The 21491-nt window shown below is 57.6% G+C and carries 23 protein-coding genes; 16 read left to right on the top strand and 7 right to left on the bottom strand.

The annotated features are described in order from the left end of the window. The 4 genes from V8J84_RS14395 (at window position 1) to V8J84_RS14410 (ending at window position 5041) form a co-directional block, all read left to right on the top strand. Window positions 1-1827, top strand: a complete 1827-nt coding sequence (locus tag V8J84_RS14395; protein WP_339932382.1) for a glycosyltransferase — start codon at window positions 1-3, stop codon at window positions 1825-1827. Beyond that, window positions 1824-3149: a DUF3131 domain-containing protein gene (locus tag V8J84_RS14400; RefSeq protein WP_339932384.1), complete on the top strand. Its 1326-nt coding sequence runs from the start codon at window positions 1824-1826 to the stop codon at window positions 3147-3149. The genes V8J84_RS14395 and V8J84_RS14400 overlap by 4 nt, the downstream gene beginning before the upstream one ends. Beyond that, entirely contained in the window at window positions 3146-3847 is a 702-nt protein-coding gene (locus tag V8J84_RS14405; RefSeq protein WP_339932386.1) for a hypothetical protein, read from the top strand. The genes V8J84_RS14400 and V8J84_RS14405 overlap by 4 nt, the downstream gene beginning before the upstream one ends. Window positions 3848-4006: 159 nt before the next feature. Next, window positions 4007-5041 (top strand): zinc-binding dehydrogenase, encoded by a 1035-nt coding sequence (locus V8J84_RS14410; RefSeq protein ID WP_339932388.1) that lies wholly within the window; start codon window positions 4007-4009, stop codon window positions 5039-5041. Between the two features lie 9 nt (window positions 5042-5050). On the opposite strand, the gene V8J84_RS14415 is transcribed toward V8J84_RS14410, so the two are convergent. After that, window positions 5051-5890 (bottom strand): nitroreductase family protein, encoded by an 840-nt coding sequence (locus tag V8J84_RS14415; protein WP_339932390.1) that lies wholly within the window; start codon window positions 5888-5890, stop codon window positions 5051-5053. Between the two features lie 129 nt (window positions 5891-6019). Here V8J84_RS14415 and V8J84_RS14420 point away from each other — a divergent pair, with 129 nt between their 5' ends. The 6 genes from V8J84_RS14420 to V8J84_RS14445 are packed head-to-tail and all read left to right on the top strand — an operon-like array spanning window position 6020 to window position 10786. Then, entirely contained in the window at window positions 6020-6748 is a 729-nt protein-coding gene (locus tag V8J84_RS14420) for a succinate dehydrogenase/fumarate reductase iron-sulfur subunit (protein WP_339932392.1), read from the top strand. Beyond that, window positions 6745-7074 (top strand): succinate dehydrogenase, encoded by a 330-nt coding sequence (locus V8J84_RS14425; protein ID WP_339932394.1) that lies wholly within the window; start codon window positions 6745-6747, stop codon window positions 7072-7074. Before V8J84_RS14420 ends, V8J84_RS14425 begins: the two co-directional genes overlap by 4 nt. Further along, window positions 7071-7412 carry a succinate dehydrogenase, cytochrome b556 subunit gene (sdhC, locus tag V8J84_RS14430; protein WP_339932396.1) on the top strand — a complete coding sequence of 114 codons (342 nt, stop codon included), beginning with the start codon at window positions 7071-7073 and terminating at the stop codon, window positions 7410-7412. Before V8J84_RS14425 ends, sdhC begins: the two co-directional genes overlap by 4 nt. Window position 7413: 1 nt before the next feature. Continuing rightward, window positions 7414-9171, top strand: a complete 1758-nt coding sequence (locus V8J84_RS14435) for an L-aspartate oxidase (protein ID WP_339932398.1) — start codon at window positions 7414-7416, stop codon at window positions 9169-9171. Beyond that, window positions 9168-10124 carry a fumarate hydratase gene (locus V8J84_RS14440; protein ID WP_339932400.1) on the top strand — a complete coding sequence of 319 codons (957 nt, stop codon included), beginning with the start codon at window positions 9168-9170 and terminating at the stop codon, window positions 10122-10124. The genes V8J84_RS14435 and V8J84_RS14440 overlap by 4 nt, the downstream gene beginning before the upstream one ends. Further along, complete coding sequence (locus V8J84_RS14445; protein ID WP_339932402.1) at window positions 10121-10786, top strand: fumarate hydratase C-terminal domain-containing protein; 666 nt, start codon at window positions 10121-10123, stop codon at window positions 10784-10786. The genes V8J84_RS14440 and V8J84_RS14445 overlap by 4 nt, the downstream gene beginning before the upstream one ends. Here the strand turns inward: V8J84_RS14445 and V8J84_RS14450 are convergent. Genes V8J84_RS14450 through V8J84_RS14460 form a run of 3 tightly spaced genes read right to left on the bottom strand, consistent with a single transcriptional unit; the run spans window position 10783 to window position 13021 of the window. Further along, window positions 10783-11394 carry a glutathione S-transferase family protein gene (locus V8J84_RS14450; protein ID WP_339932404.1) on the bottom strand — a complete coding sequence of 204 codons (612 nt, stop codon included), beginning with the start codon at window positions 11392-11394 and terminating at the stop codon, window positions 10783-10785. The two genes, V8J84_RS14445 and V8J84_RS14450, sit on opposite strands and share 4 nt — an antisense overlap. Beyond that, entirely contained in the window at window positions 11391-12137 is a 747-nt protein-coding gene (locus tag V8J84_RS14455; RefSeq protein WP_339932406.1) for a sulfite exporter TauE/SafE family protein, read from the bottom strand. Before V8J84_RS14455 ends, V8J84_RS14450 begins: the two co-directional genes overlap by 4 nt. Beyond that, complete coding sequence (locus V8J84_RS14460) at window positions 12134-13021, bottom strand: LysR substrate-binding domain-containing protein (RefSeq protein WP_339932408.1); 888 nt, start codon at window positions 13019-13021, stop codon at window positions 12134-12136. Before V8J84_RS14460 ends, V8J84_RS14455 begins: the two co-directional genes overlap by 4 nt. Window positions 13022-13176: 155 nt before the next feature. Between V8J84_RS14460 and V8J84_RS14465 the strand changes: the two genes are divergently transcribed. Continuing rightward, complete coding sequence (locus V8J84_RS14465) at window positions 13177-13395, top strand: DUF1858 domain-containing protein (RefSeq protein WP_339932410.1); 219 nt, start codon at window positions 13177-13179, stop codon at window positions 13393-13395. Here V8J84_RS14465 and V8J84_RS14470 read toward each other — a convergent pair. Continuing rightward, a complete protein-coding gene (locus V8J84_RS14470) occupies window positions 13392-14108 on the bottom strand; it encodes a Crp/Fnr family transcriptional regulator (protein WP_339932412.1) in 717 nt (238 codons plus the stop codon). The genes V8J84_RS14465 and V8J84_RS14470 overlap by 4 nt on opposite strands. A 154-nt stretch (window positions 14109-14262) precedes the next feature. On the opposite strand from V8J84_RS14470, the gene V8J84_RS14475 reads away from it, so the two are divergent. The 3 genes from V8J84_RS14475 to V8J84_RS14485 are packed head-to-tail and all read left to right on the top strand — an operon-like array spanning window position 14263 to window position 16766. Beyond that, entirely contained in the window at window positions 14263-14697 is a 435-nt protein-coding gene (locus V8J84_RS14475) for a pseudoazurin (protein ID WP_339932414.1), read from the top strand. Between the two features lie 58 nt (window positions 14698-14755). Next, window positions 14756-15973: a copper-containing nitrite reductase gene (nirK, locus tag V8J84_RS14480; protein WP_339932416.1), complete on the top strand. Its 1218-nt coding sequence runs from the start codon at window positions 14756-14758 to the stop codon at window positions 15971-15973. Window positions 15974-15995: 22 nt separating this feature from the next. Beyond that, window positions 15996-16766 carry a formylglycine-generating enzyme family protein gene (locus V8J84_RS14485; RefSeq protein ID WP_339932419.1) on the top strand — a complete coding sequence of 257 codons (771 nt, stop codon included), beginning with the start codon at window positions 15996-15998 and terminating at the stop codon, window positions 16764-16766. A gap of 161 nt (window positions 16767-16927) precedes the next feature. On the opposite strand, the gene V8J84_RS14490 is transcribed toward V8J84_RS14485, so the two are convergent. Together V8J84_RS14490 and V8J84_RS14495 are read right to left on the bottom strand one after the other, a co-directional pair. After that, complete coding sequence (locus V8J84_RS14490) at window positions 16928-17428, bottom strand: ClbS/DfsB family four-helix bundle protein (RefSeq protein WP_339932421.1); 501 nt, start codon at window positions 17426-17428, stop codon at window positions 16928-16930. 142 nt (window positions 17429-17570) lie between these two features. Continuing rightward, window positions 17571-19964 (bottom strand): Ig-like domain-containing protein, encoded by a 2394-nt coding sequence (locus V8J84_RS14495; RefSeq protein ID WP_339932423.1) that lies wholly within the window; start codon window positions 19962-19964, stop codon window positions 17571-17573. A gap of 378 nt (window positions 19965-20342) precedes the next feature. On the opposite strand from V8J84_RS14495, the gene V8J84_RS14500 reads away from it, so the two are divergent. Then, window positions 20343-21176 carry an urease accessory protein UreD gene (locus V8J84_RS14500; protein ID WP_339932425.1) on the top strand — a complete coding sequence of 278 codons (834 nt, stop codon included), beginning with the start codon at window positions 20343-20345 and terminating at the stop codon, window positions 21174-21176. Window positions 21177-21179: 3 nt separating this feature from the next. Then, on the top strand, window positions 21180-21482 hold the full coding sequence (locus V8J84_RS14505; protein ID WP_339932427.1) for an urease subunit gamma: 303 nt from the start codon (window positions 21180-21182) through the stop codon (window positions 21480-21482). Window positions 21483-21491: the final 9 nt, after the last annotated feature.

Genomic DNA, 21491 nt, shown 5'->3' on the forward strand with positions numbered 1-21491 from the left:
ATGGATGATTATTTCTTAGAATATGAAGACCGCAAGCCAGAGCCACCGCTTGCCTATTCCGCTACCCGCGAACTTGTCTGGCAATTCCTTGCTACGCTCGCACTGGTGGTGGGCAGCTGGTACATTTGGTGGCGCTGGACTGCGTCACTGAACACTGAAGCGATGTGGTTTGCGGTGCCCTTGGTTATCGCGGAAACCTGCGCTTTTCTCGGGATGTTTTTGTTTGTCTTCAATCTTTGGAAAGACGACCCGATCGAGATCGCGGATGCGCCTGCCACGATGGGCGCTATCGCACCTGACCATCCCGAAGGCGACCGCCCGATTTGCGTCGATATCATGTTCGCGACCTATGACGAGGACCCCGCGCTGGTATTGCTTGGCATCAAAGATGCGCAAAGCATCACGTATCCATACCCCATCGATATTCGTATCCACGTGCTTGACGACGGGCGGCGCGAGGCGATGCGCAGGGTAACTGAGGATGCGGGCGCGAACTATATCTCGCGCCCCACCAATGAAGGGTTCAAGGCTGGCAATTTGCGCCACGCGATGGAGCACACATCGGGTGATTTACTGGTCATTTGCGATGCTGACACGCGCCCGTTCCCTACGATTCTGGAAAACACGCTGGGCTATTTCAAAGACCCGAAGATGGCGTGGGTGCAGACCCCGCAGTGGTTTTACGATCTGCCGGAAGGAGAGCCGCTGGATCGCGTACTGGATCGCCGATTTGGTCAAAGGGGCGGCGCATTCGGCCGCTTGGTTCAGAAGGTTGTCGGCCCGGTTCAGCTTGGCCGTGACCCCTTCGTCAACGATCCAAAGATGTTCTACGACATTATCCAGCGCCGCCGGAATTGGGCCAATGCATCTTTCTGCTGTGGTGCAGGCTCCATCCATCGCCGGGAGGCTGTCATGGAAGCGGCCCTGCGCAGTTTTGGCAAGCAGGTCGAAAAACGTGCCCACGCCACCGAAGAACGCCTGACCGTGTCGAGCAAGGAGCGCAACATCGCGCCAGATATGATGAGCGCTATTCGCACAGAAGCGGCGATGAGCGAAATTCTGACGCCATATCGCTTTCACGTGTCCGAAGATATCTACACGTCCATCGTGCTGCACGCCGACCGAGAGCGCGGCTGGAAATCAAAGATGCACCCGATTGTGGAAAGCAAAATGCTGTCGCCACAGGATTTGCTGACATGGACTGTGCAACGCTACAAATACGCAGGTGGTAGTCTTGATATCCTGGTCAACGACAACCCGATATTCGGGCGTGGTCTGACATTTTCGCAGCGCGTCATGTATGCCGCGACCTTCTATTCCTATCTCGCGCCGGTCTGGAACGTGATATTTCTGATCGCCCCGATTATCTACCTATTTACCGGTGTTTCGCCCGTGTCAGCCTATTCGGCAGACTTCTTTTGGCACCTGATCCCGTTTCTGGTGACGCTGGAACTGGCGATGATGGCCGGAACGTGGGGCATTTCGGGTTATGCGGCAAAGGCCAGCTACCTGTCCTTCTTTCCGCTGGGGTTGCGGGCAATCGGGTCCGTCATCAAGGGGCAGACCATTTCCTTCAAAGTCACGCCGAAGACCCGCCAATCTGGCAATTTTCTACGGATTGTGTGGCCCCAGATATTCGTTGTCTCAGCGACACTGATCGCGGCTGTCTGGGCCGTGGCCGCACTTGGCCTTGGCACCACATCACATTCCGCCACTGGGGTCGTTTCGAACATCCTTTGGGGGCTTAACAATTGTCTGGCGATGGCCGGCATCATCAGCGCGGCGCTTTGGACGCCTGACGCGACGAAAGAAAGTGCAAAATCATGAACTTCAAATCCAACCTTTTAAAGGCTCGCAGCCACATCATTTTCCTGATCGCGCTGGGCTGTGGTCTTGCGCTTGTCACCGCAATTGATGCAGCCAGCGAAACGCGCGCCGATACGCAAACAGGAGCAGTTGCTATGGCAGAATTTGACAACGTCACACCGTTGAAATTGGCCGTGACGGGATCATCGTCACCCGAAGACTTGGCGCATGCGCAAATCGCGTGGCAGTACTTTGTGAATAACACCGACCCTGAAACGGGACTTGTGAATTCAACGGATAATTACCCATCGACCACGATGTGGGAAACCGGGTCTTATGTTGTGGCAGTTCTGTCGGCCAACCGTCTGGGACTGATTGACGCCGGCGAGGCGGAGTCACGCATTGACCAAGTTCTCGACACCCTGATTGATATGCGGCTGTTTGACGATGCCTTGCCCAATAAGGCCTATAACGTGCGCACCGGTGCTCTGGTCAATTATGCAAACGAACCGGTGGAACGGGGACTGGGGTGGTCCGCGCTCGATATCGCCCGCATGGTTGCAGCACTTGGTCATGTGAACGCCCATTTTCCCGACCTTGCCCCCAAAACGGCGCAGGTCATGGCGCGTTGGGACCTTGAGCAAATGGTGGACGATGGCCAGTTGATCGGCGGGAATATGGCCGATGGCACCCTGCGCCACGATCAGGAAGGGCGCGTGGGATATGAACAATACGCAGCTAAGGCAATGATGCTGTTCGGCCTCGATACCTACCGCGCCTACGACGCGCAAAGCCATTTGATGGTGCGTCATGTGGAAGGTCAGCCGATCCCGGTGGACGACCGCTTGCACCGCAACATCACGCCTGCCTTTACCGTCAGCGAACCGTATCTTTTTGACGGTCTGGAATTTGGCTTTGATGCCCGATCCGCCCGATTTGCGACATCCATCTATGAAGCCCAAGAGGCACGCTATCGCAACACAGGTATCCTGACTGCGGTCAGCGAGTCCCACATAGATGAGGCACCCTATTTCATCTATTCGTCTGTTTGGGGCGGCGGAGCAGACTGGGCCGTCATGTCGTTTCGCGGCGAGCGTCTTGATAGTAAGCGCACCATCACAACAAAAGCCGCCTTTGCATGGGATGCGTTGTTTGGCACGGACTATACACGCGAACTTGTCGCCGCTATTGCACCGCTGGGTGATCCGGAACGGGGCTGGCCAGAGGGTATCTACGAAGTTGACGGATCGACCAATTCCTCTGTGACGGTGAATACAAATGCTGTCGTTCTCGCCGCTTTGGCGTTTCGCGCGCACGGTCCTCTGATCCGGGCAGGCCAATGAACCGCACAGTATATACAGCCATCGCCTTTGCTCTTGTGTCAGCCACGCAAGCTGCCGCTGCACCCTGCGTCTCGCCCACATTCGATGTGCCGCTTCCTGGCGCCACTGATGTGACGTCGCATGTGACCGATCTGCCATCCTCTGCATTCCCCGCTTTCTGGCAGGAAGGTCGTCTTGACGGGTATGAATATCGCATTTTCGCGAACGCATCAGGGGTTCTGCAAGGCGAACGCGACGGTCAGCCGTGGCGGATCGAGGTTTCTTGCGACGCGAATGACAAGACTTGCAGTCAGACTGAAATCGGCCCAGCACCTGCGCCTGCGATGCAGGTGGCCGAACGCATCGGGCAGTGTCTGGTCCCACCCCCGCCAGTCGCGGAGGTAGCAGATGAGGCGCAAAATGAGGAACAGCCAACCCCAGTATCAAAGGTAGAGCCGGCTGCACCGCAAGTTGTTGCGCCTGCTGAGACCGAAGCCGTGGTCGAATGCGGGATTGCGCTGGTGAACGAAGCGACCGAGATCGCGACCATGCAGCGTCTTTTACTTCTCTTGCGCGAAGATCCGGGGCCGGTTGACGGCTTTCTTGGTCCGCAGACATTTGCTGCAATGGCGCCGTTTATCGACAATCCGGGTTGGTCAACGCCGATTTCGGATGCGGTGACTGTCCTGTCAGAAAAGCACTGTGCGCTGGCGCGATGATTTGGTGGGGGCAATCGTGCTTGAAGACGAGTTGGGCTACACTCAAGAAACGTGACCCACCCAGAAAAAGGTGACGACAAACAAAGCGGACAGCTTTTAGACTGATTGGCAGGACGCAAGGCACGGCCTTGTGAACGCCAAAAACCAAAAGGTGAAATGATGCGCGCTGCTGTTGTAAGGGACTTTCATGCAGACCTGTCGATAGAAACGGTCGATGATCCGGTGTGCCCCGATAATGGCGTCGTCCTCGAAGTTGCAGCCTGTGGCGTTTGCCGCTCGGATTTCCACGGCTGGACGGGGGAACACCCAAAGGTGCACTGCGGGTCGATCCTTGGACACGAATATTGCGGAACGGTGGTGGAAGCGGGACCACAAGCCAAGCATGCCATCGGGGATCGTCTCATCGCCCCGTTTATCTTGGGCTGCGGCGATTGTCCGGCCTGCCGGACAGGCGCATCAAACACCTGCGAACATGCCATCGTGCCCGGATTTGGCGCACCAGGGGCCTACGCGGAATTTGTCGCGGTTCCGTTCGATCATAACCTCGTCCACCTGCCCAAGACACTTTCGCCTGCGCTTGCAGCGGGATTGGGGTGCCGTGTGACAACCGCTTGGCATGCGCTCACTGATCGTGCGGCGGTCAGGGCGGGGGAATGGGTCGCCATTCATGGCACCGGCGGCATTGGCCTGTCGGCCCTCTTGCTGGCGAAGATGTTGGGGGCGCGTGTGGTTGTGGTTGATATCGTCGCAGACAAGCTAACGCATGCGCTCTCGTTGGGGGCGGACGCAGCTGTTAATGCCAGCGATAGCGATGTGCCATCTGCCATTCGTGACATCACGGGCGGTGGCGCGCAGGTCTCGATCGAGGCGCTGGGCATCGCTGCGACGACGAATGCATCGCTTGAGTGTCTGGCCACGCTGGGGCGACATGTGCATGTTGGTATGCCAGCAGGTGACGGCATGATGCACGTCAACATGCGGGCCATCTACGCCAAGCAACTTGCGTTTTATGGCACCCGTGGCATGCCGTCGTGGAAATATCCGACCCTGCTGGACATGATCGAACGAGGTGACGTCGATCTGAGCCCCATGCTGGATCGCGAGGTTGCTTTGTCAGGCGCCAGCGCGGAATTGCGTGCCATGAAAGGCCCCACGCCACCGGGCACCGCTGTCATCACCGATTTTTCGCAGTAGCCCGCTGCGTCAGTCCAGCTTGAACCCGATGGACCGGATGTAATGTCCAAAATCGGCCCTTTCGGGCTGGCTATATTGGCGCACCTTATCATCGGACCACCCGTAAACATCGCTCTCACCGAAGACATCCTGCAACCGGATGTTGGCATAGGGCTGTGACTGCATGCGGTCTGCGTCGTAGGCGATGATATCGTCCATTAGGTTTTCTTCGGTATAGCGGTCCGTGTGACACGTCACGCGCAGCGGCAAACGCTTGGAGATCACGGGCGTATCGGCGGGATATCCAAAGGCCAGACCTGCAAATGGAAACACGTGATCCGGCAGCTCCAATAGATCGGCAACCGCCCGAGCATTGTTGCGCACCGCGCTGATCGGACATGTGCCAAGCCCAACCGCCTCGGCCGCAGTGACAAAGGTGCCAAGCGCGATTGCGGCATCCCCGACAGCGTTAAAAAAGGCATCAAGGTGATCATTGGCAAACGGCACGTCTTTGTGCGTGTGAAGCAGGCGCTGACGGCGATTGTTGCCGCAGAACACAGCGATCATCGGCACATCCGCGACCCATGCCTGACTATCAACCAGATCGGCCAGCTTTGCGCGGATGACTGGATTTTTGAGAAGAATGATGTCGCGTTGTTGGAGGTCGCTTTTCGTCGGTGCCGCCATCGCTGTGGCGCACAAGACCTTGATCAATTCATTCGGGACCGGTGTGTCAGTGAACGCACGGCAAGACCCGCGCGCGGCCATCGCGGCAAGGTTGTCGATCTTTGGCTCCGATCTTGTGGCTTTGGGGGCATCACTAAAGCGGGCGGCTAAAGCAGCAAATAGTACCTGTTGCGACGTTGTCATGGCGCGGGTCCTGTCCTGTCGTTCTGCAAGAAAACCTTACAAAACCTGAAAGATAAATTCGCGTCCCTCAAGCCGAACTGTCTGTTATGCTGCATGCAAGCAAAGCCGAGCCAAGGGTATTTATCATTCATGACCCAAGCGACACTTACAGTCACGATTGATCGTGGGCCTGACGATCAAAGCGCGCAAACGGTTTTCCAAGTGCCCGCTTTTGATAATCAGACCGTTCTGGATGTTGTGTCATGGGTGCAGCAAAACGCGGACCCAACCCTCAGCTATCGTTTCGCTTGTCGCGTCGGCATGTGCGGCAGCTGCGCGATGATGGTGAACGGTGTGCCGCGCTGGACGTGCAGAACCCATATCGCAAAGGTGCTGGACGGCGATGCTGTCACAATCGCACCGCTTCGCAACCTTCCGGTGATCAAGGATCTGGTTGTGGATATGGATCCCTTTTTTGACAAATGGATCGCGGCGGAAGGTGTGCATCATGGTGACCTGACGCGTGATGATCCCATAGCGCCAGTTGATACAGCCACGCCCGCGCGGGTTGTCGCGGATGCGGGGATCGAATGTATCAACTGCTCTGTTTGTTATGCAGCTTGCGATACGGTTGCGAATAATGATGACTACCTTGGTCCGGCGGCGTTGCAGCGCGCGTGGACACTTCTCAACGATGCGAAAGACACGGGGCGCGATGTAATCTTAGACGCCGTTTCTGGTGACGGCGGCTGCCATAATTGCCATGCAATGGGATCTTGCACGGTTTATTGCCCGAACGATCTGGATCCGATGACCGCGATCGCGGGGCTGAAGCGTGAAACGGCGAAATCCTTTTTCCGAAAGGATCGGCGGTCATGAACCTGCGCCTTTACATGTTGCAACGGATCACGGCGCTATTGATGGCACCACTTGTGCTGGGACATTTGGCGGTCATGATCTACGCTGTGCAAGGGGGGCTAAGCGCAGCAGAAATTCTGGGCCGCACTCAAGGATCGATTATCTGGTTTTTGTTCTACGGCAGCTTTGTTGTGGCCGCCGCGATCCATGGGGCGATTGGCTTGCGCGTGATCGCAGCCGAGTGGGGCGGTCTTCGTGGTCGCGTTCTTGATGTGTTAGTGTGGGTCATTGGGCTGGGACTGTTTGGGTTGGGAGCACGCGCCGTCTGGGCCGTGACGTTCGCATGAGCCGCGTCGCAAGAGCCCACCCGCTTTGGCTGGCCTATATCATTCACCGGCTGTCAGGTCTGGCGCTCGCGCTGTTTCTGCCGCTGCATTTCTGGGTGCTTTCGCTGGCTGTCACGCGACCTGACCGGCTGGACGGATTTTTGCACCTGACTGATACAGCAATTATCAAACTGGGCGAGTTTGGATTGGTGTTTCTTCTTGCAGTCCACATGTTTGGCGGACTGCGATTGATGGCGCTGGAATGGTTGCCGTGGACGGCGCCGCAAAAAACGCTGGCGGCCTTGGCCGCGGCCCTGTCGTTTCTGATCGCAACCCTGTTTTTGCTAAAGGCAGTTTGACATGAAAGTGACCGACATCGAACGCCATGACACGGATATCCTGATCCTCGGCACCGGCGGGGCGGGGCTTTTTGCGGCCCTTCATGCGCAGCAGACGGCACCTGCCGGCACGAAAATCACCATCGCGGTGAAAGGGCTGATCGGTAAATGCGGCTGCACCCGCATGGTTCAGGGCGGCTACAACGTGGCGCTGGGCGGTGGCGATACTGTGGAACGGCATTTCATGGACACGATCAACGGCGGCAAATGGCTGCCCAATCAGGACATGGCGTGGCGTTTGTGCGAACAGGCTGTCGTGCGTATCCGCGAACTGGAAAATGAGGTCGGATGCTTTTTTGATCGCAACAGCGACGGATCGTTGCATCAAAAGGCATTTGCAGGACAAACCGCAGATCGCACCGTGCACAAGGGCGATTTGACGGGTATCGAAATCATTAACCGGCTGATGGAAAAGGTTCTGGCCTCCGGTGTTGAGAAACTGCAAGAGCATCGCGCCATCGGACTGATCCCTACCGCTGACAAATCGGCGCTTGCCGGTGTGCTGATGATCGACATGGGGTCAGGACGCTTCCGGCTGGTGCGGGCCAAGACGGTACTGATGGGAACCGGCGGCGGCCCGACCATGTACAAGTATCACACGCCATCTGGCGACAAGACGATGGATGGACTGGCCATGGCGCTGCGCGCGGGTTTGCCGCTGCGCGACATGGAAATGGTGCAGTTCCACCCCACGGGTCTGTTGGCTGGCGATCACACGCGCATGACCGGCACCGTGCTGGAAGAGGGGTTGCGGGGCGCGGGCGGTCAGCTTGTCAATCACGCGGGGCAGCGTTTCATGTTTGACTATGACGCCAAGGGCGAACGGGCCACCCGTGATGTGGTCAGCCGCGGGATTTATGCCGAAATGCGCAAGGCGAACGACCCCAAGCAAGAGGGTGTCTTTATCTCGATGGGGCATCTGGGCCCCGATTTCGTGCGGCAGAAATTCAAGGGGATGGTCAATCGTTGCGCCGACAGCGGCTTTGATCTGGCCGCCGGTCAGGTCGAGGTGGTCCCAACAGCGCATTACTTTATGGGCGGCGTGGTCGTTGATGTGGATACGCGCACGGCGATGGAAGGGCTTTACGTTGCAGGCGAAGACGCGGGCGGTGCGCACGGCTCGAACCGTCTTGGCGGCAATGGCGTGGCGAACTCAACTGTCTATGGTGGTATCGCTGGCGACACGATGGGGCGCGATGTGGCTAAGATGTCCTTGCGTGACCCCGATAAAAACGTACTTGCAGCCGAACTGGAACGCGCCATTTATCCGCTGCGCCGCAAGGCTGCCCCGGTGCTGCCACTGCGCCAGCGTCTGCAAAACCTGATGTGGGATGATGTGGGTGTGATGCGCACCAAGACAGGCATGCAGCGTGGTCTGACCGGTATTGCCGACGTATCAGGTGCGCTGATGGACACCGGCGTTGATGACAGCAATCTGGCTTTCAATCTGACGTGGCACGACTGGCTGAACCTGCGGTCGCTTTGCGATGTGTCCGAAGTTATTGCCAAGGCCGGTCTGGCACGGGAAAATTCGCGCGGTGCGCATTTCAGGGAGGATTTCCCCGATGCAGGCGCGCTTGAGGACAGCGACTTTACCGTGGCACGGCAAACCGATGACGGTGTTGTTGTCACGCGAGAGCCTGTTGCATTTACCATCGTGCGTCCGGGGGAAAGCATACTGCCCCATGATGAACCCGAAACACTGGTGGCGGCGCAATGATCCCTATTGATCTGATCCAATCCACGGCAGAAACCCTGATGGACAAGGCTGCCATTGAAATCCCGCAGGACTATCTGGACGGGCTGAAAGAGGCGGCACGCACCGAAGACGGTGATCTGTCGTCGTTTATCCTCAAGGCCATGCTGGACAACTATGAAGCCGCCAAAGAGGACCGCCGCGCGATGTGCGGCGATACGGGTGTGCCACGCTGGTTTGTCAAACTGGGGAATGATGCGCAAATCGAAGGCGGCATGGTCGCGCTTGAGACAGCGTTGCGGCGTGCCACGGCCAATGCCACCAACGGCGTGCCGCTGCGTCCCAACCGCGTCCACCCGCTTTGGCGTACGGATCACAACAACAATGTGGGCATCGGTGCGCCCGAGATCGAATACGGGTTTGAGCCGGAAGGCGCGTGGATCGACCTTATCACAGTGCATAAGGGCGGCCTGTTCGGATCAGACTATCGGATGCTTTTTCCAAGCGATGGCGTGCAGGGCATCAAACGGTTTTACCTTGATAGCCTTATGGCATTTGGCAAGCGCGGCCTTGCGTGCCAGCCTGCAATCATCGGGATCGGTCTTGGCGGGTCAAAGGACATTTGTATGACGCTTGGCAAGCGCGCGTCCACCTTGCGGATCGTCGGATCGCGCAACGCGGACCCCGAGATTGCCAAGATGGAGGACGAGTTCAAAGAGCTGGGCAATTCCATTGGCATGGGTGCGATGGGATTTGTCGGCAAGAACATGGTGATCGATTGCAACATCGAAGTGGGCTATTGCCACACAGGCGGCATGCCGATGTCTGTGCATGCGTTTTGCCTGTCATCGCGCCGCGCTGTGGCGCGCATCCATGCAGACGGGCGGGTTGAACACCGCACGGACCCCGACTGGTTCACCCCGTATCAACGCCGCGAAACGGTCGACTGGCCAGCGGCAGAAATGGCCGCCGAATGACCATACGCGAAGTTGAGCTTTCCACGACCCCGACGCCAGATGCGATTGCGGACCTGCGGCTGGGCGATATCGTTTACCTGAGTGGCTTGATGTATACTGCCCGGGAGGGCGTTTACATGCGCGCGCTTGAGGATCAGGCCAATATCCCGATGGAACTGCCCAGCCAGTCAGCTGCGAATTTTCATTGTTCGCCCGCCGCGCGGATCAATCCTGACGGCAGTTTTGACATGGGGGCGGTGACGGCCACGGCGTCGTTCCGGTTTGCGAAATGGTTGCCCGACTGGATGGCGAAAACAGGGGCCAAGTTGATTGTCGGTAAGGGCGGGATGACATCAAAGGATTACAAGGAATATTTCGTGCCAAATGGCGCGGTCTATCTGTCCACCGTCGGCTATGGCACCGGCGCTTTGCTGGGGCGCGGTGTCGAAAGCGTGGAAGCGGTCCACTGGCACGAGGAACTTGGGATTGCGCAGGCCATGTGGGTTATCAAGTGCAATCGCATGGGGCCATTTATCGTGGCATCCGACATGAACGGCGACTGCCTGTTTGAGCGTGAGAACGCCAAGATCGCGGAGAATGTAGCGCGGGTTTATGAAGGCACGAAGCCTGCCGTGCTCAAGCGATACGGCGAAAGTGACGACCGCACTGACGAGGTGATTTAGCCATAGAATTCCAAAGCGGCCCGCACGGCCGGTCTGCTTTCCATCGCCTTGGCATGGGCGGTCAGCTTGGGGAAATCATAAAGGCTTGCGCCAACGCCGCGCATCCAACCGCCAATCAGATACAAGTAAGGATCGCACAACGAAAACCCGTGCGGCAGCGCCCAAGGGCTAAAAGCGAGCGTGCTCTCAAGATGTGCCGCACAGGTGTGCAATTCCGCTGGTGCCTTGTTTTTCAGATCCTGAAGGGCTGCGTCAGAACTTACCCATCGCGCCCCGCGTTTATGGTGGGCAAAGGCCACGTGCACAGTGGCGCAGATATAACCCAGCAGCGAACGTGCTTGCGCCTGCGAAAACCTATCCTGCGGCATCAGACACGCGGCGGGATGGGTGGTTGCGATATATTCCAGAATTGCGGGGTTTTCGGTGATGATCCCTTCTGAAGTTTGCAAAGCAGGAATGCGCCCTTTTGGGTTCACGTCCAGAAAGGCGGCAGTGCGATGGTCCCCGTCTGCAATGGAAACTTCGACCGCCTCGTAGTGCGCGCCCGCCTCTTCCAGCAGAATATGCGCCGCAAGGGCCGACGATTGTTTGGCGTAAAAGTACTTCATCCCAGGAGCTCGGTCAGGACGATGCCGACCCCCATGAGCAGTGTCAGGATGATAAGAACGCGGCGAAACCCAGTATCTGTCAGGCGGCGAAACACGGCGATGCCTATCTGCGCGGCAATCAGGCCGGTTGGTATGGTCACGAGAAGGGCGTTGAGTGCAGTCTGGTCATATGCGCCTTGCAGAAACAGCAGACAGATCGTTGTGGTTAGGATCACGCTGTTGAAAGGTTGCAAAACGGCGCGGGTTTCAGATTTCGTCCAGGGCCGAATGGACAGCCACATTTGCGGGATCGCGCCTGACACCGCAGCGGCCCCGCCAAAGATACCGCCAGCAAATCCGATCAGCGCATCAATCCAAGGCGTTGGTCTGGAAAACGCAGGCAATGCGGCACGAAATCCGAAATAGCACCCGTAGATGATCAGAAAAGCTGCAACGACAAGGCGCAGACTGCCCGCCTCAATGCGGTCAAGTAGGGCAAGGCCAAGCGGCACTCCTGCCAGTCCCGGTATCACAAATCGCGCGAGGCGTGCTGGCTGCGCAGCAATCTGGCGCCTGACAATCCAGACCCCTTGCAGACCCACAAGCACGGACATGAACGCCACGATGGCCACAGCCTGCACCGGATCAAGCACCATCAGGTAAAACCCCAGCGCAAAAAGCGCCGTGCCTGTGCCCGACAATCCGTTGATAAAGCCCCCAGCGCATGCGCCAAGCATAAGATACATGATCGTCGAACCGGTCATGAAATTGCAGCCGATTTTTGCACCACATCCATCGCAGCGCGGTAAATGGCCGTGATCGCCTTGGCCTTCGGGTGATCTTTGCGATGGGCAAGACCCAGCGTGCGGGTCGGTGCATCTTGTCCCAGACTGATCTGTCTGACGGGGTAGCGGTCTGGCGACTTTACTATCTGATCAGGCACAATCGAGACGCCCAGATCAGCCTGCACCATGCTCGCGATGGCTTCGGGACTATCCAGTTCCATCGCCTCGCGCACCTGTATCTTTCGGGACAGGAGCCAATTTTCGATCAAGGTGCCAACGATTGCCGTTCTGTCGAACCTGATAAACGGTCTGCTTTTCAGCAGGTCGATAGGGTCGTTGCCCGCTTCGGCGAGCGAGGTGATCAGCACCATCGGCTCTGTGGCGATGTCTTGGAAAACGACGTCAGGCGGTAGCAGGTGCGGCTTGGTGGTGATCGCGGCATCAAGATTTCCGCGCTCAATCTCGGCTAGCAATGTCGATGTCAGCGCAGGTCGGATATGCAGGCCCAGTGCCGGATAATCCGCCTTCAGTGCCGCAATGGCTTGCGGAACCAGACCGGTGAGTGTGGTGCGTAAAACACCCAACCGGATCGTGCCGTGCAGGCCATCATCGCCCATGACCGATGGCACCAGATTGTCATAGTCCGCAATCAGGTCACGTGCTTTGGCAACGATTTGAAGCGCGACCGGTGTCAGCTTTGGCGTGCGCTTGCTGCGATCAAACAACGGGATCGCCAGTTCGGCCTCCAGCGTTTGCATTTGTTGGCTGACCGCGGCGTGGGTGACATGCACGCGCATCGCGGCGGCGCTGAATGTGTCTGTGTCGGCAATTGCCACCAAAGTGCGCAGCCTGCGAATGCTCATGTCTGGTCGCCACCTGTAAGCCCAACTTGCCGTAGCATGAGAACGGGCGTCGTTTTCGTCAAGTTGCCTTTCGTTGAGCGCGTTGTGCGAAAAGTTTGACGTGGCACAATGTCTTGGTCTCGTGGCGCGATATCGTGCAGAAAAGGGAGGCCGCCGTGACACCCGCGAAATTGACTGATCCTGATTTGCTGCTGGTCGATATGATGGTGATCTGGCCAGAGACGATCACCGTGTTTGTGCGGCACAGGATGCAGTGTGTCGGGTGCCTGGTCGGCGGCTTTCATACGCTGGATGATGCCTGTGCTGCATATGGATTGAACCGATCTGATCTGTTGGCGGACCTGCGCAAGGCAGTCACCGACGATCAACACTAGGCCTGCGATTTCAGCATCAGCGCATGCGGGTTGGTGACTGTGATATGCTTGCGCTTACTCAGAACGATGCCCTCTTTCTCCCAACCGCTTAGCAGGCGGCTGACGGTGTGCAGGGTCGTTGCGGTCAGTTCTGATAGGTCTTGCCGCGTGATGGGGAAATTGATCTCAATTCCCAGATCGGTCTTGCGCCCTGCCTGATGGACCAGACGCAGTAATGCATTGGCAACCCGCTGCTCCACGCGCTGCGTGGCCATTTCCACAATACGGTTATTCATTTCAGACACACGCGTGCCGACGGTTTTGTAGGTTTCACTGGCAAACCCATCATAGTCGGCGATGAACCTGTCCCACAGCGTCGTTGGCCAGCTGAGCGCGATGGCCTCGGTCGCGGCTATGGCAGACGCGGGGTAGGTGTCACGGCCAAGGGCTTTGGCGATACCCAACAACTGACCCGGTGGGATATGAAGCGCGGTGACCTGTTCTCCAGTTTCGGTGACTCGCACGACCCGCACCACACCATCCAGCAACATATAAAACCGCTCGGCCTGTGCGTCTTCTGAGAAAATGACTGTATCGGGTGCGTATCTGCGTGACGTGGCCTGATCCAGAATGCTGCGGATCTGAGTGCGATCAAGGCGGGAAAACGGGGGCAGGTGGGTCAGTAGGCTTTCGTCTAGTCGCGGAAAGACTTTGGAGTGGACCGATTTGTTCATGGGCTTTGATGCCATGAACCCCAGCGCGTTGTCACTGAAATTAGAACAGGGTGAAAGCCCGGAATTCGCGCGGTTCTTTGTGCGGGAACAAAGTGGCGTGGTGTGTCCATTGCTAGAGTCCGGGCAAGAAATTGCGATCAGAAAGGAACAGACCATGATCCGCACACTGCTAACATCCGCGGCTTTGACAGTTATTCTAGCAGGGGCGCCAGCCGCCGAAACCTTTGAGGTGCAGATGCTTAACCAAGGCTCTGACGGAGAACGGATGGTGTTTGAACCTGCCTTCGTTCAGGCGCAGCCCGGCGATATCGTGAAATTCATCGTGACCGACCGTGGCCATAATGCAGAGCTGAATGACGGGATGTTCCCTGACGGCGCTGAACAGTTCACCGGACGTATCAACGAAGAGATCGAAGTCACGCTGGAAACCGAAGGTGTCTACGGCGTGATCTGCAAGCCGCATTTCTCGATGGGGATGGTGATGATCATCGCTGTGGGAGAAGTTGCCCCACCTGACGGTTTTCTGGAAGGACGTGTGCCGCGCAATGCCAAGGCGCGCTTTGAGCAACAGCTTTCCAACCTGCAGTAGCCCAATCTCCGGCGCGGTGCGAACGCCCCGCGTCCCCACATCTTCAATGGAGGATACTATGACCAAGTTTATCAACCCCGGCCTGATGCCAACCAACCGTCGCAATGTGCTTTGCGGCAGCGTGCTTGCCGGTGCGGCTGCGATGACAGGTGCTGCCGTCGCCGCCCGTCCGAAATCGCCATCGGTGTGCATGATTGATCAGACGTCTGCGCATTTGTATCGCACAGCCGGTGAACAGGAGGCGGCAACAGATGCAAAGCCTGCCGATCTGTCCGGCTTTACACGCGTGACGCAGGAATTGGTCGCGCCGCCCTTTGCGCCTCAACATGAACAGGTTGCAACCGGCGGTCCCAAGATCATCGAGATCACAATGGAGACCGAAGAACGTCTGATGGTTGTCGACGAAGACACCGGCGCATCTGTCTGGGCACTGACGTACAATGGCTCTGTACCGGGGCCGCTGGTGATCTGCCATGAAGGCGATATGATCGAACTCACGCTACGCAATCCTGTGGACAGTATGATGGAGCACAACATCGACTTTCACGCGTCAACAGGTGCGCTGGGCGGCGGCGGTCTGACCCACGTCTATCCCGGTGAAGAAACGGTGCTGCGCTGGAAGGCGACCAAGCCGGGTTGCTTTACCTATCACTGCGCTCCCGGTGGTGCGATGATCCCCTATCACGTCACGCACGGGATGAATGGCGCCGTGATGGTGCTGCCGCGGGACGGTCTGAAAGATGCTGACGGCAATCCCCTGCGGTATGACCGTATCGCCTATATCGGTGAGCAGGACTACTATCTGCCGATGGACGAAAACGGCGACTACAAAAGTTATGAAGCCGCCGGTGATGATTACGCCGATAGTCTTGATGCAATGCGCACACTGATCCCGACCCATTCGGTCTTTAATGGCGCTGTCGGAGCGCTGACAGGTGATGCCGCACTGACCGCAAGCGTCGGTGAGACGGTCTTGATGATCCACAACCAGGCCAACCGCGACAGCCGTCCGCACCTGATTGGCGGTCACGGCAACTATGTCTGGGAGTCGTCCTTCACCGAACCACCGTTGCAGGACATGGAAACATGGTTCGTGCGCGGCGGCAGCGCGGCTGCGGCGATGTACACCTTCGAACAGCCAGGGGTCTACGCCTATGTGAACCACAACCTGATCGAAGGGGTCATGCTGGGCGCCACTGCGCATTTTGTTGTCGATGGTCAGTGGGACAACGCCCTGATGGAACAGGTCGTCGCGCCGCAGTCATTCGAGACTTAGGCAGGCGACAGGGACAGAACAGATGATGGTTGCCAAGCCGATCGGGACGAGGCGCCGGCTGAAAGGCCTTGCTGCGTTGGCCGGTGCTTTGGCGGCTATCATCGGTGGCGGCGCGCTGTTGCAGCGCGCCACGATCCCAGTGTCGAGTATACCGCATCTTGCTGATCGACCGGTGATGGCGGACAAGCCGGTGATCCTGCCCGGCGGCACCGCGCTTTATGTGCAGCGCCACGAGGTTACGGTTGCGCAATGGAATGATTGTCATAGGGGTGGTGGATGCACGGTAGTGCTGCGAGTGCGTCCCGATCAGGATGATGCGGCAACTCCGGCAACAGGGCTAAATTATCTTGACGCGCAAGAATACCTGTCGTGGATCAACGCGCGGACCGGCGGTTTCTATCGCCTGCCGACAGCCGTCGAATGGCAGTTCATGGCTGCACCCGTCTTGCCTGAAACGCCAAATCCGATCTTCACCGATCCGTCTTTGACATGGGCATCGGCTTATCTGCTGGAAGGCAACGCGGCACGCGCGCTGCGGCCAGTGGGTAGTTTCTCCACCACCGCCGAAGGGATTGAAGATCTTGATGGCAGTGTCTGGGAATGGACGCAGGATTGTTATGCCGGTGCGTCCGGCGAAACGGATCCGGTTCGGTGCCCGGCTTATTTCGTGGGCGGCGAGCATGTGGCTGCAATGTCCTATCTGATGCGCGACCCGGCGCGCGGCGGTTGCGCTGTCGGCACGCCGCCTGCGCACTTGGGTATGCGTCTCGTATCGGATCATCCTGCGTTTTAGCGAGGTTCCAAAGCGCTACTTTCCACGCTGGTTGGAGGTCACCTGCTTTGCGGCGCCCTGGACGTCGCCAAGGGAGAACAGCGGCCTTTGATCCGTGAATTCAGTAGGATTGGAACGCTCGTTGCAGTGGTGCGCGGCGACAGACTGAAAAAGCAGCGCGATCAGGCCGCGCGGTCGTCCTTTAGGCAGGCTCGAACGTATTTGGTGGCCGAGCGGAAATGGCTCGGCCCAGCCGCCTCTGCCCAGCGGCCCGGTGTCCATGTATTCCGCGCGCCTTTCATCGGGCCACCATAAAGCGCAGGCGTGTCGTGGCTTTCGATGAACGCAATCAGGTCTGCATAAGCCTTGGCCAGCAATGCCTTTGCAGCTTTCCAGTCAAGTTCAGTCTGACGCGCCCGTAATTCCGCGTTGTAGCGTTTCAGATCGTTCCACTTGTAACCCTCGGCTGGAAAGTGGACCGTCTTGCCGGCTAGACCGTCTGCATACCATCCCAGGAAAAGACCGATCCAATGCGCGCGATGGGCGATCACGTCCTTGATCGTCGTATCATCGGCCCGCTTACGCATGGCGGTTTTAGTATCCAGCGCATCAATGACCTGACGCAGCTTTCCGTATTCCTTGACGGTGATCGCAAGCAGATCGCTTTGTGATGTGGCAGCCATAGGTGTCTCCTTTGGCAGCTATTTCCCATGGCGATGACCTGCATGTCATTGCGCTGGATCAAAACGTCCTAGACTTTCGTGATCCGGCACGCCAACGGGCGCCAAGGCTTTCGCCCGGCGCCCGTTCAAGCAACACGTCACATCAGACGAGGATGATGTCGTTTTCGATGGTCGCAATTGTCATGTCGTTTATCGTGATCATTCCGTCTGCGCCAAAGTCGAATTCCACACCGTCCGCCGTATCACTGGCGGCGGCCAAAGCATCGGACACAGTGGCAAAGCCAAAGTTATCAAACGCCAGCGTATCGACGTTGTTCTCGAAATCCACGACGATGTCTGTGCCTTCGCCTTTGTCGAAATGGAATTCATCCGCACCTGATCCGCCCTTGAGAAGGTCCAGCGCATCGCCGGCACCACCATCAAGGAAATCGTCGCCAGCACCGCCAAACAGACGGTCCGCACCAGATGCACCAAAGAGGCTGTCGTTACCTGCGCCACCGTAGATCACATCATCACCGCCACGCCCGTTAAACCGGTCATCGCCACCGTGGCCACGGAATTCGTTGGCAGAGGCATCACCCAGCAACAGATCATCGCCGGTATTCGACCCCGCGCCACCCTCAAAACCGTTGATGGTATCGTTGACAGCCCATGAGCGGCTTACCGATTGCGTTTCAAGGTCGATCGTCACGCCGTTCGTTGCATCATAGTAGCTGATGTAATCCACACCGGTGCCGCCATTATAGCTGTCTTCGCCGCCGCCCACGCGGACGTAGTCATCACCGCTACCCGCATCGACGTTATCGTTGCCAGCACCATCGAACAGGAAGTCATCACCGCCACGGCCCGTGATGCGGTCATCACCACCGTAGCCACGAATATCATTCGACACGCTGCTACCAAAGATCGTGTCGTCACCGGTTTCGGATCCGGCCGCACCTTCGAAATTCGCAATTGTGTCATTGATAGCCCACGATCCGCTGGCAGAGTCTGTCGACAGGTCCAGCGACACACCGTTGCTGGAATCGTAGTACGAGATGTAGTCAAAGCCGTCGCCACCATCGTAGCTGTCAGCGCCACCGCCGACGCGGATATAATCATCACCTGCGCCGCCAAAGACCATGTCGTCACCGGCGTTGTCCTGAATGTCATCGTCACCGGCACCACCAAAAAGCTGATCATTACCGCCGCGCCCGAACAGGTTGTCATCGCCACCCTGACCATCCGCGGTGTCATTGCCATCGGTGCCGAAGTAGTTGTCAGCACCCGCCGTTGGTGCACCGCTTGACCATGTGCCGGTATCAAAGCCACCGGGCAGTCCGGTTCCGTTTCCGCCATCTTCACCTTGGTTGTTAACGTTGATGACAACGCGGGTGGATGCGCTTGTCGCTGTGCCGTCAGAGGCAGTGTAGAAAAACTCGTCCTCTCCCGAGAACGTCGCATCCGGCGTGTAGGTAAACGATCCATCAGCCGACAGCGATAACGCGCCGTTGGCTGGCCCGCTATCCAAAGTTGCGCTCAGCGTATCGCCATCGACGTCGACATCGTTGAACAGCACGCCTTCGGACGCGACGACGGTCAGCGTGTCGCCTGTGAACGCCATGTAGCGATCAAGGAATGGTTCTGGTTCATCATTGGCGACAGGGGCATCATTTACGGCGCCAAAGTTGATTTCTACAAGTCCGCGATCTGTCAGGCCTTCGTCTGACAGGACATAGACAAAACTTGCGATGCCGTTGAAATCGGGATCAGGAATGAAAAAGATGTTGGCATCTTCAAGCGAAACCATCCCGTTTTGTGCGCCAAGCACACCGGCAAGCTGGATCGGGTTCGGGCCGCTGTCAGTATCGCGGTCGTTTCCAAGCACGTTTTCGGTCAAGATCGTCAGCCGCTCGTCTTCGGTGCCTGTGAAGAAATCGTCCACGGCCACGGGCGCGCTATTGGTGGTATCGGCGGGCACATCAATGCTGACCGTCACCGGCTGCATTGAGTTGGTGGTGCCATCGTTGGCAAAATAGGTGAAGCTGTCAGTTCCGGCCGAAAACCCGGCATTGGGTGTATAGCTGAACGACCCGTCCGCATTCAGATTGAGTGTGCCGTTTGATACGTTCTGATCCAGTACGGCTGTCAGGGGATTGCCATCCAGATCACTGTCGTTGCGCAATAGACCGCGATCGGCCTCAACGGTCAGTGTGGTGCCTGCCTGCACCTTGAACCCGTCGGGCGACGCAACCGGCGCGTCGTTTACATCTTCGACGATAATGCGCACAACGCCTTCGTCCTCAAGCACGCCATCGGTGACTGTGTAGATCAACTCGGTCGTGCCGAAATAATTGGTGCCCAACTGGTATTCGATGGTACGGTCTTGAAGACCCGTCACACCCGGGCCGGTATCGCCGCGGACGGCTGAAACGGTCAGCAAATTGCGGTCGCCCGCATAGTCATCATTTGCGATCAGGTCACTGATCTGGATATTGATGGTGCCACCTTCCTGAAAGGTGAGAATGTCGTCATTTGCAACGGGTGCTGTCGGCATATTCAATCTCCTTTTGGGTTGATTGATTAACCGGAATGTCAGAATTTGGTTGCGCGTTTAGATTGATTTTCTGAAAAATTTTCTGCTAAGCAACCGATAAATAATCATTTAAATGGTCCGCTGAAATCGCGCCTTTAAAGGTCTTGGTTTCCTATTGAGCGTGTCCGGTAAATTGAATGCGCCCGCCTCGCAGTCCATAATATGACTCCGCAAATCGCAAGTTTTCACTTTCATTTCTGCTCAATTCGCAAGCAGGACGCCCCTTTTGTGGGCGTAGGGCGTTCGCCCCTATGGCATTTCTAGCGTTCCGTCTGGCACGCCTTGCCGATCAGCTTTTTGGGGTGGAAACTTGCTTAGTTCAAGGATGAGAGAAACCGCATGACGTGTCTGGCAGGCCCGATAGAAGATGCCGGCGTGCAGCGGGCGAGGGGGCGCGTGTCCCTGACCGTCAAACGGCGTGGATTGCGGGCGTCCGTTATCGACCGGCTTCATCAGGACGGATCACTTAAGGCAGTGTTTCCACGCGGGCCATCTGATCGTCTTGACGCGGTCCTCGTTAATACAGCCGGTGGTGTCACCGGCGGCGACAGCTTCGCAATCGACGCCCACGCGACAACCGGCACACAGGCGCTGATCACCACACAAGCGGCAGAGCGGATTTACCGCGCGCAAGCCGGTCAGACGGGATCGATCAGTGCACAAATACAGGTGGACCGTGATGCGTCCCTATTCTGGGTGCCGCAGGAGACCATCCTTTTTGACGCCTGCAATCTGAACCGTGTTCTGGCCGCCGATGTGCATCCTCATGGACAATTTGTGATGATCGAGCCCGTGGTTTTTGGCCGCGAGGCGTCTGGAGAAACTTTGCAAACCGGCATGCTACGCGATGCAGTTACCATCCGGTCCGGCGGCAAACCGATATACATGGATCGCGTTAAGCTGGATGGAAGTCTGGCGCAAAAGCTGCCTCGCCCAGCGGTTGCTGCGGGTGCCCGCGCGATGGCCAATATTGTGGTCGTCAGGCCTGATGCCGCAGCTGACCTCGCTCCGATCCGGCAAATCCTGTCGCCACATGGATACGCGACGCAACTGCGCGAAACTGTGGTCGTCGGGCGTATTTTGTGCGCGGACAGCTTTGTTTTGCGACAAGCCCTGATGCCGCTTTTGGATATGCTGACCGCAAACCGCCCGCCCAAAAACTGGAGACTTTGACCCGTGCAACTGACACCTCGTGAGAAAGACAAATTGCTGGTGGCAATGGCAGCCGAGGTGGCGCGCAAGCGGCTGTCTCGTGGTGTGAAACTTAACTATCCCGAGGCGATTGCCCTGATCACAGACGCCGTGGTCGAAGGCGCACGCGATGGCCGGTCCGTTGCCGATATGATGGAAGCGGGCGCACATGTCGTCACCTATGACCAGTGCATGCAAGGCGTGCCAGAGATGATCCACGATGTGCAGGTTGAGGCCACTTTCCCAGATGGCACAAAGCTTGTCACCGTACACAACCCCATCCGCTAGGAGAGCGCT

This window comes from Yoonia sp. 208BN28-4 (genome assembly GCF_037543925.1).
Taxonomy (GTDB): domain Bacteria; phylum Pseudomonadota; class Alphaproteobacteria; order Rhodobacterales; family Rhodobacteraceae; genus Yoonia.